Genomic DNA, 13453 nt, shown 5'->3' with positions numbered 1-13453 from the left:
GGAGCGGATCATGCCGGTCAGTCATGCCCTCGAGGCCGATGTCCTGCGGCGGCAGGATCCCGAGCTCGCCGATGTGCTGCTCGGGGAGCGTGAGCGGCAGTCGACCACGCTCCAGCTGACCGCCGCCGAGAACTTCACGTCGCCGGCCGTGCTGGCCGCCCTCGGCTCGCCCCTGGCCAACAAGTACGCCGAGGGCTACCCCGGCCACCGCTACCACGGCGGCTGCGAGATCGCCGACGTCGCCGAGCGCCTCGCCGTGGGGCGGGCCAAGGCGCTGTTCGGCGCCGAACACGCCAACGTGCAGGCGCACTCCGGCTCCTCCGCCGTGCTCGCCGCGTACGCGGCCCTGCTGCGGCCCGGCGACACCGTGCTCGCGCTCGGCCTGCCCCACGGCGGCCACCTCACCCACGGCTCGCCCGCCAACTTCTCCGGCCGCTGGTTCGACTTCGTCGGCTACGGCGTGGACCCGGAGAGCGGGCTCGCCGACCACGAGCAGGTCCGCGCCCTGGCCCGTGCGCGCCGCCCCAAGGCCATCGTCTGCGGTTCCATCTCCTCTCCCCGCCACATCGACTACGCCTTCTTCCGGGAGGTCGCCGACGAGGTGGGCGCCCACCTCATCGCGGACGCCGCGCACCCCATGGGGCTGGTCGCCGGGGGAGCGGCGCCCAGTCCGGTGCCGTACGCGGACATCGTGTGCGCGACGACGCACAAGGTGCTGCGGGGCCCGCGCGGCGGGATGATCCTGTGCGGCGGCGACCTGGCCGAGCGCGTCGACCGGGCGGTGTTCCCCTTCACCCAGGGCGGCGCCCAGATGCACACCATCGCGGCCAAGGCGGTGGCGTTCGGGGAGGCGGCGACCCCGGCCTTCGCCGCCTACGCGCACCAGGTGGTCGCCAACGCGCGGGCACTGGCCGCCACCCTGACCGGCGAAGGGCTGGCCGTCACCACCGGCGGCACCGACACCCATCTGATCACCGCCGACCCGGCTCCGCTCGGCGTCGACGGACGCACCGCGCGCGGCCGGCTCGCGGCGGCCGGTCTGGTGCTGGACTGCTGCGCGCTCCCGCACGACGTCCGCGGGCTGCGGCTGGGCACGGCCGCGGTGACCACGCAGGGCATGGGCGCCCGGGAGATGGCGTACGTCGGCGGTCTCCTCGCGAGCGTGCTGCGCGGCGGCACGGACCCCGTGAGCGCCCGGGAGGACGTACGGGAGCTGTGCGCCGCGTTCCCGCCGTACCCGCGCTGAGGGGCCGCCGCCGGGTGGATGGACCGTTCGCACGACCGGTCGTGCAACCATGGTCAGTACCCGGAAGTCCCCACTCGTATGCGCCCCTCGCTAGGGTGTGGAGCTGTGATGGCCGGCGAGATCTCTGGGGAAGCCCGTGCGTGAATACTTGCTGACGCTCTGTGTCACGGCCGCGGTGACGTACCTGCTGACCGGGCCGGTGCGGAAGTTCGCGATCGTGGCCGGTGCGATGCCGGAGATCCGGGCGCGTGACGTGCACCGGGAACCCACTCCGCGGCTCGGCGGTATCGCGATGTTCTTCGGCCTGTGCGCGGGCCTGCTGGTCGCCGACCACCTGACCAACCTCAACCAGCTCTTCGAGAAGTCCAACGAACCGCGGGCGCTGCTCTCCGGGGCCGCGCTGATCTGGCTGATCGGCGTCCTGGACGACAAGTTCGAGATCGACGCCCTGATCAAGCTCGGCGGCCAGATGATCGCGGCCGGCGTGATGGTCATGCAGGGTCTGACGATCCTGTGGCTGCCGATCCCGGGCGTGGGCTCGGTCGCCCTCACCCAGTGGCAGGGCACGCTGCTCACGGTCGCCCTGGTCGTCATCACGATCAACGCGGTCAACTTCGTGGACGGCCTGGACGGTCTCGCGGCCGGCATGGTGTGCATCGCGGCGGCGGCGTTCTTCCTGTACGCCTACCGCATCTGGTACTCGTACGGCATCGAGGCGGCCGCTCCGGCGACGCTGTTCTCGGCGATCCTGATGGGCATGTGCCTGGGCTTCCTGCCGCACAACATGCACCCCGCGCGCATCTTCATGGGCGACTCCGGCTCGATGCTGATCGGCCTGGTGCTGGCGGCCGGAGCCATCTCCGTCACCGGGCAGGTCGACCCGGACGCGCTGAAGCTGTTCGCCGGTTCGGAGAAGGAGGCCGTGCACCAGACGGTGCCGGTCTACATCCCGCTGCTGCTGCCGCTGACCATCATCGCGGTGCCGGCCGCCGACCTGATCCTGGCGATCGTGCGGCGCACCTGGCGCGGCCAGTCGCCGTTCGCGGCGGACCGGGGCCATCTGCACCACCGGCTGCTGGAGATCGGCCACTCGCACAGCCGCGCGGTGCTGATCATGTACTTCTGGTCGGCGCTGATCGCCTTCGGCGCGCTCACGTACTCGGTGAACTCGGCGTCGATGTGGATCGTGCTGAGTGTGGTGATCCTCTCGACGCTCGGTCTCATCCTGCTCCTGCTGCCCCGCTTCACCCCGCGGGCGCCGCGCTGGGCGGAGGCCGTCGTGCCGCCCCGGTACCGCAGGCGGCGGGCCCCGGCGGCCGCGGGGCAGGCATCTGCCCCTGAAGTGGCGGGAGTTGGCGAGGAGGACGCCGGGGGCCGTACGCCGGTGGCCGCGGGGGTCTCGGGCGTCAACGGGGCGACCGCCGTCGGCCCCCGCGCACGTCTGGGCGACCGACCGGAGCCAAGGTAAGAATCCGGCTAGAGCATTGCCAAGTCGTGGGACCCCTATGGGACGGTGTTGGGGGTGCCAATCGCCCAATACCAGACATAGAGGCCGCGATTCCGCTCAGACGCGCGGATTCACCCTCATGTGTGATGCCGGGCACACCCGACAGGTAAAGACTGCCTCAAATAGTTTGTGATAGCGTTCACGAGAACCCCGGAGAGAGCCGAAGGACCGCAGTGCGACGGTTCACCGGTGCGAGGAATGAACACTCGACCCGGGGGTCTACGCTCGTCCATGACGACACCCTGCCCCCAGTGAATTGCGGAGTTGCCGCCATGCCGTCCAATGACGTCCGGAACCTTCTGCAGTGTGCTGTGCCCACAGCCGCTGCCGGTGCGGTCGCCGTTGCCGTCAGTGCTGCGGTGGCCGGCGGCAAGGGTGCCCTCGGAGCGGCCGTCGGGACCGTGCTCGCCATCCTGTTCATGGGGATCGGCCTGTACGTCCTGCAGTGGACGGCGAAGTCGCTGCCCCAGCTGTTCCAGGCCATGGGCCTGATGCTCTACGTCGCACAGCTCCTGCTGCTCATGATCTTCGTCGCGGTCTTCAAGGACACCTCGCTCTTCAACCCGAAGACGTTCGCGATCTCGCTCGTCGTGGCGACCCTCGTGTGGATGGCCGCACAGGCCCGTGCGCACATGAAGGCCAAGCTCTTCTACGTCGACCCGGAATCCGCGAAGAGCGACAAGTCCGAGAAGACGGGGCCGTCGTCGTGACGGGTAGGGGCGCGATAAAGGCCGCTGGGAACTCCTGCTATCGTCCGGTGCCAACTGCGGCATCGCGGGCGCGGGCATCCGAGCTGACGCCTGAGCGATCGCGAGGCTCAATGCCCCACAGCCGCCCCCACATCCGTAACACCTGTCCGGTGCCGACCCGCGGCTGCGAGCCGCGCCGACACAACGAGGTTGCCGTACCTATGCGTCACGCCGAAGGAGCCCGCGGTGAGTGCTGACCAGACCCAGCTCGCGTTTGACTGGAGCTGTCGGATCATGTCCGACAACGGGTGTGGTTTTCCGGCTCCGGGCCTGCACTCGTTCCTCTTCCAGCCGATCGCCACGGTCGGAGGGTTCGAGTTCAACAAGGTGATGCTGCTCGCGCTCATCACCACCCTCCTCGTCGTCACCTTCTTCTATGCGGCCTTCGGCAAGGCCAAGGTGGTGCCGGGCAAGCTGCAGATGGTCGGTGAGGCCGGCTACGACTTCGTCCGCCGCGGCATCGTCTACGAGACCCTCGGCAAGAAGGAGGGCGAGAAGTACGTCCCCCTCATGGTCTCGCTGTTCTTCTTCATCTGGATCATGAACATCTGGTCCGTGATCCCGCTGGCCCAGTTCCCGGTCTCCTCGATCATCGCCTTCCCGGCCGTGCTCGCCGCGATCGTCTACGTCGTCTGGCTCGGGCTCACGTTCAAGAAGCACGGCTTCGCGGGCGGCTTCAAGAACCTCACCGGCTACGACAAGTCGCTCGGCGCGGTCCTGCCGCTCGTCGTGGTCATCGAGTTCTTCTCCAACGTGATCGTCCGGCCCTTCACCCACGCGGTCCGGCTCTTCGCCAACATGTTCGCCGGCCACCTGCTGCTCGTGATGTTCACCGTCGCCAGCTGGTACCTGCTGAACAGCTGGATGATCCCCGCCGCCGGCATCTCGTTCGCCATGACCATCGTCATGATCCTCTTCGAGCTCTTCGTCCAGGCCGTCCAGGCGTACGTCTTCGTCCTGCTGGCCTGCTCCTACGTTCAGGGCGCTCTCGCCGAGCACCACTGAGCCTTACCACCCCGCACCTCCAATCGTCCGGTGGCCAACCCCCACCGGTCCATGTAAAGAGAAGGAAGATCCAGCATGGCTGCCACTGAGACCCTCGCCGCTGTCTCCGGCTCCCTCGGCTCCATCGGTTACGGCCTCGCCGCCATCGGCCCTGGCATCGGCATCGGCATCATCTTCGGCCAGGGCACCCAGGCCCTCGCCCGTCAGCCCGAGGCGGCCGGCCTGATCCGCGCCAACCAGATCCTCGGCTTCGCCTTCTGTGAGGCGCTCGCCCTCATCGGCATCGTTATGCCGTTCGTGTTCGGTAAGTAATCACCCTTACTGACGCGTATCGACGAAAGGCACTGATGTGATCGCCAACCTGGTACAGCTGGCGGCCGAGGAGGAGCAGAGCCCGCTCATTCCTCCGGGCCCCGAGCTGCTCGTCGGCACCATCGCCTTCGCCATCGTGTTCTTCTTCTTCTGGAAGAAGCTGCTCCCGAACATCAACAAGGTTCTGGAGGAGCGCCGAGCGGCGATCGAAGGCGGTATCGAAGAGGCCGAGACCATGAAGGTCGAGGCCCAGAGCGTCCTTGAGCAGTACAAGGCTCAGCTCGCCGAAGCCCGGCACGAGGCCGCGCGTCTGCGCCAGGAGGCGCAGGAGCAGGGTGCCACGCTCATCGCCGAGATGCGGGCCGAGGGCCAGCGTCAGCGCGAGGAGATCGTAGCCGCCGGTCACGCGCAGATCGAGGCCGACCGCAAGGCCGCCGCGTCCGCGCTGCGCCAGGACGTCGGCAAGCTCGCCACCGACCTGGCCGGCAAGCTCGTCGGCGAGTCCCTCGAGGACCACGCCCGGCAGAGCCGCGTGATCGACCGCTTCCTCGACGAACTCGACCAGAAGGCCGAGGCCGCACGATGAACGGAGCGAGCCGCGAGGCCCTGGCAGCCGCACGTGAGCGTCTCGACGCGCTGACGGACTCCACGTCCGTGGACGCCGGCTCGCTCGCCGGAGAGCTGGCCGCCGTCACCGCGCTGCTCGACCGCGAGGTGTCGCTGCGTCGGGTCCTCACCGACCCGGCGCAGGCCGGTGAGGCCAAGGCCGAACTGGCCCGGCGCCTGCTCGGCTCGCAGGTCAGCGGCCCCGCCGCGGACCTGGTGGCCGGCATGGTGCGCTCCCGCTGGTCGCAGTCCCGCGACCTGGTGGACGCACTCGAGGAGCTGGCGGACATCGCCGACCTCACCGCCGCCCAGAAGGCCGGCGCGCTCGACAACGTCGAGGACGAGCTGTTCCGGTTCGGCCGGATCGTCTCCTCCGACACCGAGCTGCGCGCCGCGCTCACCAGCCGGAGCGCCCCCGCCTCCTCCAAGGGCCAGCTGCTGCGCAGCCTGCTCGGGGGCAGGGCCGACGCCGCCACCGAACGCCTGGTGACGCGTCTGGTGACCGCGCCCCGAGGACGTAGCCTGGAAACGGGACTGGAGTCCCTGTCCAAGCTCGCCGCCGACCGCCGGGACCGCATGGTGGCCGTCGTCGCCTCCGCGGTGCCGCTGAGCGACCACCAGAAGCAGCGCCTGGGCGACGCCCTCGCGAAGCTCTACGGCCGCCGCATGCACCTCAACCTCGACGTCGACCCCGAGGTCGTCGGCGGCATCCGGGTGCAGGTCGGTGACGAGGTCATCAACGGCTCCATGGCGGACCGGCTCGAGGACGCGAGCCGCCGGCTGTCGAGCTGAGCAGCACACACTGAATACGCAGTACGTACTTACGGCCCTGGTTGGGCCGTGCAGAGGATTCCTGGGGGTCCCCCCCAGACCCCCCAAGTGAAACTTCGGGCCCAACAAGGAGAGCAGGGAACTCAGATGGCGGAGCTCACGATCCGGCCGGAGGAGATCCGGGACGCGCTGGAGAACTTTGTCCAGTCGTACAAGCCGGACGCGGCCTCGCGCGAGGAGGTCGGTACGGTCACCCTTGCCGGCGACGGCATCGCGAAGGTCGAGGGCCTGCCCTCGGCCATGGCCAACGAGCTGCTGAAGTTCGAGGACGGCACCCTCGGCCTCGCCCTCAACCTCGAGGAGCGCGAGATCGGTGCCATCGTCCTCGGTGAGTTCAGCGGCATCGAAGAGGGCCAGCCGGTCACCCGCACCGGCGAGGTCCTGTCCGTCGCCGTGGGCGAGGGCTACCTCGGCCGCGTGGTCGACCCGCTCGGCAACCCGATCGACGGCCTCGGCGAGATCGAGACCGAGGGCCGCCGCGCCCTCGAACTGCAGGCCCCCACGGTCATGCAGCGCAAGTCGGTGCACGAGCCGATGGAGACGGGCTACAAGGCCGTCGACGCCATGACCCCGATCGGCCGTGGTCAGCGTCAGCTGATCATCGGCGACCGCCAGACGGGCAAGACCGCCCTGGCCGTCGACACGATCATCAACCAGCGCGACAACTGGCGCACCGGCGACCCGAAGAAGCAGGTCCGCTGCATCTACGTCGCCATCGGCCAGAAGGGCTCCACCATCGCGTCGGTCCGCCGCGCGCTGGAGGAGAACGGCGCGCTGGAGTACACGACCATCGTCGCCGCCCCGGCGTCCGACCCGGCCGGCTTCAAGTACCTGGCGCCGTACACCGGCTCGGCCATCGGCCAGCAGTGGATGTACGAGGGCAAGCACGTCCTGATCATCTTCGACGACCTGTCGAAGCAGGCCGACGCCTACCGCGCCGTGTCCCTGCTGCTGCGCCGCCCGCCGGGCCGCGAGGCCTACCCGGGTGACGTCTTCTACCTGCACTCCCGTCTGCTGGAGCGCTGCGCGAAGCTCTCCGACGAGATGGGTGCCGGCTCGATGACCGGGCTGCCGATCGTCGAGACCAAGGCCAACGACGTCTCGGCGTTCATCCCGACCAACGTCATCTCGATCACCGACGGCCAGTGCTTCCTGGAGTCGGACCTCTTCAACGCCGGTCAGCGCCCCGCGCTGAACGTCGGTATCTCCGTCTCCCGAGTCGGTGGTTCCGCGCAGCACAAGGCGATGAAGCAGGTCTCCGGCCGTCTGCGCGTGGACCTCGCCCAGTTCCGTGAGCTCGAGGCGTTCGCCGCCTTCGGCTCCGACCTGGACGCCGCGTCGAAGGCGCAGCTGGAGCGCGGTCAGCGCATGGTCGAGCTGCTCAAGCAGGACCAGTACCAGCCGATGTCCACCGAGGACCAGGTCGTCTCCGTCTGGGCCGGCACCACCGGCAAGATGGACGAGGTCCCCGTCGCCGACATCCGCCGCTTCGAGAAGGAGCTGCTGGAGTACCTGCACCGCAAGGAGCAGGGCCTCATGACCTCCATCCGTGAGGGCGGCAAGATGTCCGACGACACCCTGCAGGCTGTGGCCGAGGCGATCGCGGACTTCAAGAAGCAGTTCGAGACCAGCGACGGCAAGCTGCTCGGCGAGGACGCCCCGTCCGCCGCCAAGTGACGTAAGGAAGGGACCTGACTCATGGGAGCCCAGCTCCGGGTCTACAAGCGTCGCATCCGATCCGTCACCGCGACCAAGAAGATCACCAAGGCGATGGAGATGATCGCCGCCTCGCGCGTCGTCAAGGCGCAGCGCAAGGTGGCGGCCTCCACGCCGTACGCGCGGGAGCTCACCCGCGCGGTCACGGCGGTCGGAACCGGGTCGAACACCAAGCACCCGCTGACCACGGAGGCGGAGAACCCGGCCCGTGTCGCGGTCCTGCTCCTCACGAGCGACCGCGGACTGGCCGGCGCCTTCAACTCCAACGCCATCAAGGCGGCGGAGCAGCTGACCGAGCGCCTGGAGCGCGAGGGCAAGCAGGTCGAGACGTACATCGTCGGCCGGCGCGGTGTCGCCCACTACAACTTCCGTGAGCGCAAGGTCGCGGAGTCGTTCACGGGCTTCACCGACGAGCCCTCGTACGCGGACGCCAAGAAGGTCGCGGCCCCGCTGATCGAGGCGCTCCAGGCGGAGACGGCGGACGGCGGCGTGGACGAGCTCCACATCGTCTACACCGAGTTCGTGTCGATGATGACGCAGACGGCGGTCGACTCCCGGATGCTTCCGCTGCGCCTCGACGAGGTCGCGCAGGAGACGTCCACCAAGGGCGAGATCCTGCCGCTGTACGACTTCGAGCCCTCGGCGGAGGACGTCCTCGACGCCCTCCTGCCGCGGTACGTCGAAAGCCGGATCTACAACGCGCTGCTCCAGTCGGCCGCTTCGAAGCACGCCGCCACGCGGCGCGCGATGAAGTCGGCCACCGACAACGCGGGCGAGCTGATCAACACGCTCTCCCGTCTTGCCAACGCGGCCCGCCAGGCCGAAATCACCCAGGAAATCAGCGAGATCGTCGGTGGCGCCAGTGCCCTGGCCGACGCGAACGCGGGGAGTGACAACTAATGACCACCACTGTTGAGACCGCGACGGCTACGGGCCGCGTCGCCCGGGTCATCGGCCCGGTCGTCGACGTGGAGTTCCCCGTCGACGCGATGCCGGAGATCTACAACGCCCTCCACGTCCAGGTCGCCGACCCGGCCAAGGACGGCGAGCTCAAGACGCTGACCCTCGAGGTCGCCCAGCACCTGGGCGACGGCCTGGTCCGCACCATCTCCATGCAGCCCACCGACGGTCTGGTCCGCCAGGCCCCGGTGACCGACACGGGTTCCGCCATCTCCGTGCCGGTCGGCGACTTCACCACCGGCAAGGTGTTCAACACCCTCGGTGAGGTGCTGAACTCCGACGAGAAGTACACGGGCGAGCGCTGGCCGATCCACCGCAAGGCGCCGAACTTCGACGAGCTCGAGTCGAAGACCGAGATGTTCGAGACCGGCGTCAAGGTCATCGACCTTCTCACCCCGTACGTCAAGGGTGGAAAGATCGGTCTGTTCGGCGGTGCCGGCGTCGGCAAGACGGTGCTCATCCAGGAGATGATCTACCGCGTCGCCAACAACCACGACGGTGTGTCGGTGTTCGCCGGTGTCGGTGAGCGCACCCGTGAGGGCAACGACCTCATCGACGAGATGAGCGAGTCGGGCGTCATCGACAAGACCGCCCTGGTCTTCGGCCAGATGGACGAGCCCCCGGGCACCCGTCTGCGCGTGGCCCTCGCCGGTCTGACCATGGCGGAGTACTTCCGCGATGTGCAGAAGCAGGACGTGCTGTTCTTCATCGACAACATCTTCCGCTTCACCCAGGCCGGCTCCGAGGTGTCGACCCTGCTCGGCCGCATGCCCTCCGCGGTGGGCTACCAGCCGAACCTGGCCGACGAGATGGGTCTCCTCCAGGAGCGCATCACCTCGACCCGTGGTCACTCGATCACCTCGATGCAGGCGATCTACGTCCCCGCGGACGACCTGACCGACCCGGCCCCGGCCACCACCTTCGCCCACCTCGACGCGACGACGGTTCTCTCCCGTCCGATCTCGGAGAAGGGCATCTACCCGGCCGTGGACCCGCTGGACTCGACGTCCCGCATCCTCGACCCGCGGTACATCGCGGCGGACCACTACAACGCCGCGATGCGCGTGAAGAACATCCTGCAGAAGTACAAGGACCTGCAGGACATCATCGCGATCCTCGGTATCGACGAGCTCGGCGAGGAGGACAAGCTCGTCGTCCACCGTGCCCGTCGCGTGGAGCGCTTCCTGTCCCAGAACACCCACGTCGCCAAGCAGTTCACCGGCGTGGACGGTTCGGACGTGCCGCTGGACGAGTCGATCGCCGCGTTCAACGCGATCTGCGACGGTGAGTACGACCACTTCCCGGAGCAGGCGTTCTTCATGTGCGGTGGCATCGAGGACCTGAAGAAGAACGCGAAGGAGCTGGGCGTCTCCTGACTCCCAGGTTCTGATGTGAGCCGCACGGCTCACCGTTGAGGGGGCGGGCGCGTCCCGCCCCCTCTCTCACGCCTACTAGACTTGAAACCAACACCCGGCACAACCGCCGGGTGGTGACCCGAGGAGCCACCTTGGCTGCTGAGCTGCACGTCGCGCTGGTCGCGGCCGACCGAGAGGTCTGGTCCGGCGAGGCCACCCTGGTCGTCGCGCGCACCACGTCCGGCGACATCGGCGTCATGCCCGGTCACCAGCCGCTGCTCGGTGTGCTGGAGTCGGGCCCGGTGACCATCCGTACGCGCGAGGGCGGGACGGTCGTCGCCGCCGTGCACGGCGGATTCATCTCGTTCGCGGACGACAAGCTGTCGCTGCTGGCCGAGACCGCCGAGCTGTCGGACGAGATCGACGTCAAGAGCGTCGAGCAGGAACTGGCCCGCGCGAAGGCGGAGGACGACTCCGAGGCCGAGCGCCGCGCGGACGTCCGTCTGCGGGCGGCGACGGCGGGGCGCTGACCCCGACGAGGTGCGATGACGTCACTCAGCCGCGGCCGGCACCGGAGCGATCCGGAGCCGGTCGCGGCTGAGGCAGATCTGGATGATTTTTCCGTTCCGTTACCTAGGAGACGAGGAGGTCGGTGTCGATGGTCCTCGCTCTGACTGTGTGCGGAATCGTCGTGGTGCTCGTGGTGGTGGGGCTCTTCGTCTTCGGTCTGCGGCGGCGGCTCATCCAGCGCTCCGGCGGCACCTTCGACTGCAGCCTGCGCTGGGACGCCCCCGAGAACGCCGGTGACGCCGGCGGCAAGGGCTGGGCGTACGGGGTGGCCCGCTACAACGGCGACCGGGTCGAGTGGTTCCGCGTCTTCTCGTACGCGCCCCGGCCGCGCCGCGTCCTGGAGCGGTCCGCGATCGAGGTGGCCGGCCGCCGCCTCCCCGAGGGCGAGGAGGAGCTGGCGCTGCTGTCGGACGCGGTGATCCTCGCCTGTCTGCACCGGGGGACGCGCCTGGAGCTCGCGATGAGCGAGGACGCGCTGACCGGTTTCCTCGCCTGGCTGGAGGCGGCCCCGCCCGGCCAGAGGGTGAACGTGGCCTAGGCAACGGCCGGCGGAACGCGCCGGAGCACGTGGAACCGCCCCCGGACGAGCGAGTCCGGGGGCGGTCCTTTTCACCTGCCGGCCGAGGCCCTGCCGGCCATGCCGTCTACTTCAGGCCGCTGTCGATGGCGGTCGCGAGTTCGCCGTTCGCGGTGTCACCGCTGAACTCCCAGAAGAACGCGCCGCCGAGGCCCTGCTGCTTGGCCCAGGCCATCTTGGACTGGATGGTGGCCGGGGTGTCGTAGGACCACCAGTTGCTGCCGCAGTGGGCGTAGGCCGTGCCGGCGAAGGTACCGGTGGCCGGGCAGGTGTTCTTGAGGACCTTGTAGTCCTCGATGCCCGCCTCGTACGTGCCGGGCGCAGGGCCGGTGGCGGTGCCGCCGGGGGCGGACTGGGTGACACCGGTCCAGCCGCGGCCGTAGAAGCCGATGCCGAGCAGCAGCTTGCTCGCCGGGACACCCTTCGCCTTCAGCTTGGCGATCGCGGCGGCCGAGTTGAAGCCCTCCTTCGGGATGCCGGGGAACGAGGTCAGCGGCGAGTGGGGGTTGGTGGGTCCGGCCTTGTCCCAGGCGCCGAAGTAGTCGTACGTCATCACGTTGTACCAGTCGAGGTACTGGGCGGCGCCGCCGTAGTCGGCCGCGTCGATCTTGCCGCCGTCCGAGCCGTCCGCGGTGATGGCGGCGGTGACCAAATAGTCCTCGCCGAACTCGGCGCGCAGGGCCTGTGAGAGGTTCCGGAAGGCCGCCGGACCGCTGGTGTCACAGGTCAGACCGCAGGCGTTGGGGTACTCCCAGTCGATGTCGATGCCGTCGAAGACGTCGGCCCAGCGCGGGTCCTCCACCACGGCCTTGCAGGACTTGGCGAAGGCGGCCGGGTTCTGCGCGGCCTGGCCGAAGCCGCCGGAGTAGGTCCAGCCGCCGAAGGAGTACAGCACCTTGATGTGCGGGTACTTCGCCTTCAGCTGGCGCAGCTGGTTGAAGTTGCCGCGCAGCGGCTGGTCCCAGGTGTCGGCCTGGCCGCTGACGGACTGGTCGGCGGTGTAGGCCTTGTCGGTGGCGGCGTAGGAGTCGTCGAGCTTGCACTGGCCGCCCACGACGTTGCCGAACGCGTAGTTGATGTGCGTGATCTTGGCGGCGGTGCCGGACGTCACCAGGTCCTTGACGTGGTAGTTGCGGCCGTAGACGCCCCACTCGGTGAAGTAGCCGAGCTTGACCTTGTCGCCGGTGGGCGGCGGTTCCTCGGTCTGGCCGGTCGTGCGCACCTTCACCGCGCCGCTCACCGGTCCGCTCTGGTCGGCGGTGTCACGGGCCTGGACCGTGTAGGAGTAGTCCGTGCCCTTGGTGAGGCCGGTGTCCGTGTGGGAGGTGCCGGTCACCGTGGCGACCCTGGCGCCGTCGCGCAGGACGTCGTAGTTCTTGACGCCCTTGTCGTCGGTCGCCGCCGCCCAGGACAGCCGCACCGACGTGTCGGTGACGTTCGAGGCGGTCGGGGTGCCGGGCGCGGAGGGGGCCGCGTCGCCGGGGACGGACGTGCCGTCGCAGCTGCCGCCGTTGAGCTTGCAGCCGGACGGGGCACCGGAACCGCTGCCGTTGAAGCCGAAGCTGATCGACGCCCCGGGGGCGAGGGTGCCGTTCCAGCCGAGGTTCTTGGCGCTCCAGTGGTCACCGGAGCCCGTGACGGTGGCGTCCCAGGCGGAGGTGACCTTGGTGCCGGAGGGGAAGTCCCACTCCACCGTCCAGGAGTTGATGGTGGTGGTGCCGGTGTTCTTCACCGTCCACTTGCCCTCGAAGCCGGAGCCCCAGTCCTGGGTCTTGGCGTAGGTGGCGGTCGCCGAGGTCGCTGCCTGGGCGGGGCTCGCGAGGCCGACGAGGCCGGCGACGGGGAGCAGCAGGGTCGCGAACCCTGCGGCGGCTCTGTGTCTGAAGCGCATGCTGCGCCTCCTTATGGGGAGAAGCCGTTGTGGACGTGACTGAGCCATCACGCCCGCAGTGCCGCGAGAATAGAAAGGTCTGGACCACGGGTCAATAGGTCTGGACCACCGTCCTCGCAGTTCGTCCC

The 13453-nt window shown here is 69.0% G+C and carries 13 protein-coding genes; 12 read left to right on the top strand and 1 reads right to left on the bottom strand.

Annotated features, from left to right (window positions below):
* Nucleotides 1–10: 10 nt before the first annotated feature.
* The 12 genes from ACZ6A9_RS00385 to ACZ6A9_RS00330 all read left to right on the top strand — a co-directional run bounded on the left by ACZ6A9_RS00385 (nt 11) and on the right by ACZ6A9_RS00330 (nt 11395).
* Nucleotides 11–1246: a serine hydroxymethyltransferase gene (locus ACZ6A9_RS00385; RefSeq protein ID WP_468975799.1), complete on the top strand. Its 1236-nt coding sequence runs from the start codon at nt 11–13 to the stop codon at nt 1244–1246.
* A gap of 136 nt (nt 1247–1382) precedes the next feature.
* The gene (locus ACZ6A9_RS00380) at nt 1383–2714 is read left to right on the top strand and encodes an MraY family glycosyltransferase (protein WP_468975797.1); all 1332 of its coding nucleotides are present in this window, start codon (nt 1383–1385) and stop codon (nt 2712–2714) included.
* A gap of 311 nt (nt 2715–3025) precedes the next feature.
* Entirely contained in the window at nt 3026–3463 is a 438-nt protein-coding gene (locus ACZ6A9_RS00375; RefSeq protein ID WP_468975795.1) for a hypothetical protein, read from the top strand.
* Between the two features lie 273 nt (nt 3464–3736).
* The gene (gene atpB, locus ACZ6A9_RS00370) at nt 3737–4507 is read left to right on the top strand and encodes a F0F1 ATP synthase subunit A (protein WP_468975792.1); all 771 of its coding nucleotides are present in this window, start codon (nt 3737–3739) and stop codon (nt 4505–4507) included.
* 75 nt (nt 4508–4582) lie between these two features.
* Entirely contained in the window at nt 4583–4819 is a 237-nt protein-coding gene (atpE, locus tag ACZ6A9_RS00365; protein ID WP_359469356.1) for an ATP synthase F0 subunit C, read from the top strand.
* A 37-nt stretch (nt 4820–4856) separates the two neighbouring features.
* Nucleotides 4857–5405, top strand: a complete 549-nt coding sequence (locus ACZ6A9_RS00360) for a F0F1 ATP synthase subunit B (RefSeq protein WP_468975789.1) — start codon at nt 4857–4859, stop codon at nt 5403–5405.
* The gene (locus ACZ6A9_RS00355; RefSeq protein ID WP_468975786.1) at nt 5402–6217 is read left to right on the top strand and encodes a F0F1 ATP synthase subunit delta; all 816 of its coding nucleotides are present in this window, start codon (nt 5402–5404) and stop codon (nt 6215–6217) included. The genes ACZ6A9_RS00360 and ACZ6A9_RS00355 overlap by 4 nt, the downstream gene beginning before the upstream one ends.
* Nucleotides 6218–6343: 126 nt before the next feature.
* The gene (gene atpA / locus ACZ6A9_RS00350) at nt 6344–7933 is read left to right on the top strand and encodes a F0F1 ATP synthase subunit alpha (RefSeq protein WP_189559181.1); all 1590 of its coding nucleotides are present in this window, start codon (nt 6344–6346) and stop codon (nt 7931–7933) included.
* Nucleotides 7934–7954: 21 nt separating this feature from the next.
* A complete protein-coding gene (locus tag ACZ6A9_RS00345; RefSeq protein ID WP_468975783.1) occupies nt 7955–8872 on the top strand; it encodes a F0F1 ATP synthase subunit gamma in 918 nt (305 codons plus the stop codon).
* Nucleotides 8872–10308, top strand: coding sequence for a F0F1 ATP synthase subunit beta (gene atpD / locus ACZ6A9_RS00340; protein ID WP_228970618.1), 1437 nt, complete (start codon nt 8872–8874; stop codon nt 10306–10308). Before ACZ6A9_RS00345 ends, atpD begins: the two co-directional genes overlap by 1 nt.
* A 131-nt stretch (nt 10309–10439) precedes the next feature.
* Nucleotides 10440–10817 carry a F0F1 ATP synthase subunit epsilon gene (locus ACZ6A9_RS00335; RefSeq protein WP_468975779.1) on the top strand — a complete coding sequence of 126 codons (378 nt, stop codon included), beginning with the start codon at nt 10440–10442 and terminating at the stop codon, nt 10815–10817.
* A 128-nt stretch (nt 10818–10945) separates the two neighbouring features.
* Nucleotides 10946–11395: a DUF2550 domain-containing protein gene (locus tag ACZ6A9_RS00330; RefSeq protein ID WP_468975777.1), complete on the top strand. Its 450-nt coding sequence runs from the start codon at nt 10946–10948 to the stop codon at nt 11393–11395.
* 106 nt (nt 11396–11501) lie between these two features.
* On the opposite strand, the gene ACZ6A9_RS00325 is transcribed toward ACZ6A9_RS00330, so the two are convergent.
* Nucleotides 11502–13325 (bottom strand): glycosyl hydrolase family 18 protein, encoded by a 1824-nt coding sequence (locus tag ACZ6A9_RS00325; RefSeq protein WP_468975774.1) that lies wholly within the window; start codon nt 13323–13325, stop codon nt 11502–11504.
* Between the last annotated feature and the right edge of the window lie 128 nt (nt 13326–13453).

The sequence above is a fragment of the Streptomyces sp. NPDC041124 genome, from assembly GCF_055592385.1.
The sequence above is the reverse complement of the archived record's forward strand: the minus strand, read 5'-3'. Positions and strand labels throughout refer to the sequence as shown.

Bases quoted from the DNA above. Each gene is read 5' to 3' on its own strand.
- ACZ6A9_RS00385 (WP_468975799.1), top strand. From the start codon at position 11: ATGCCGGTCAGTCATGCCCTCGAGGCCGATGTCCTGCGGCGGCAGGAT.
- ACZ6A9_RS00375 (WP_468975795.1), top strand. From the start codon at position 3,026: ATGCCGTCCAATGACGTCCGGAACCTTCTGCAGTGTGCTGTGCCCACA.
- atpB (WP_468975792.1), top strand. From the start codon at position 3,737: ATGTCCGACAACGGGTGTGGTTTTCCGGCTCCGGGCCTGCACTCGTTC.
- atpE (WP_359469356.1), top strand. From the start codon at position 4,583: ATGGCTGCCACTGAGACCCTCGCCGCTGTCTCCGGCTCCCTCGGCTCC.
- ACZ6A9_RS00355 (WP_468975786.1), top strand. From the start codon at position 5,402: ATGAACGGAGCGAGCCGCGAGGCCCTGGCAGCCGCACGTGAGCGTCTC.
- atpA (WP_189559181.1), top strand. From the start codon at position 6,344: ATGGCGGAGCTCACGATCCGGCCGGAGGAGATCCGGGACGCGCTGGAG.
- ACZ6A9_RS00345 (WP_468975783.1), top strand. From the start codon at position 7,955: ATGGGAGCCCAGCTCCGGGTCTACAAGCGTCGCATCCGATCCGTCACC.
- atpD (WP_228970618.1), top strand. From the start codon at position 8,872: ATGACCACCACTGTTGAGACCGCGACGGCTACGGGCCGCGTCGCCCGG.
- ACZ6A9_RS00330 (WP_468975777.1), top strand. From the start codon at position 10,946: ATGGTCCTCGCTCTGACTGTGTGCGGAATCGTCGTGGTGCTCGTGGTG.
- ACZ6A9_RS00325 (WP_468975774.1), bottom strand. From the start codon at position 13,325: ATGCGCTTCAGACACAGAGCCGCCGCAGGGTTCGCGACCCTGCTGCTC.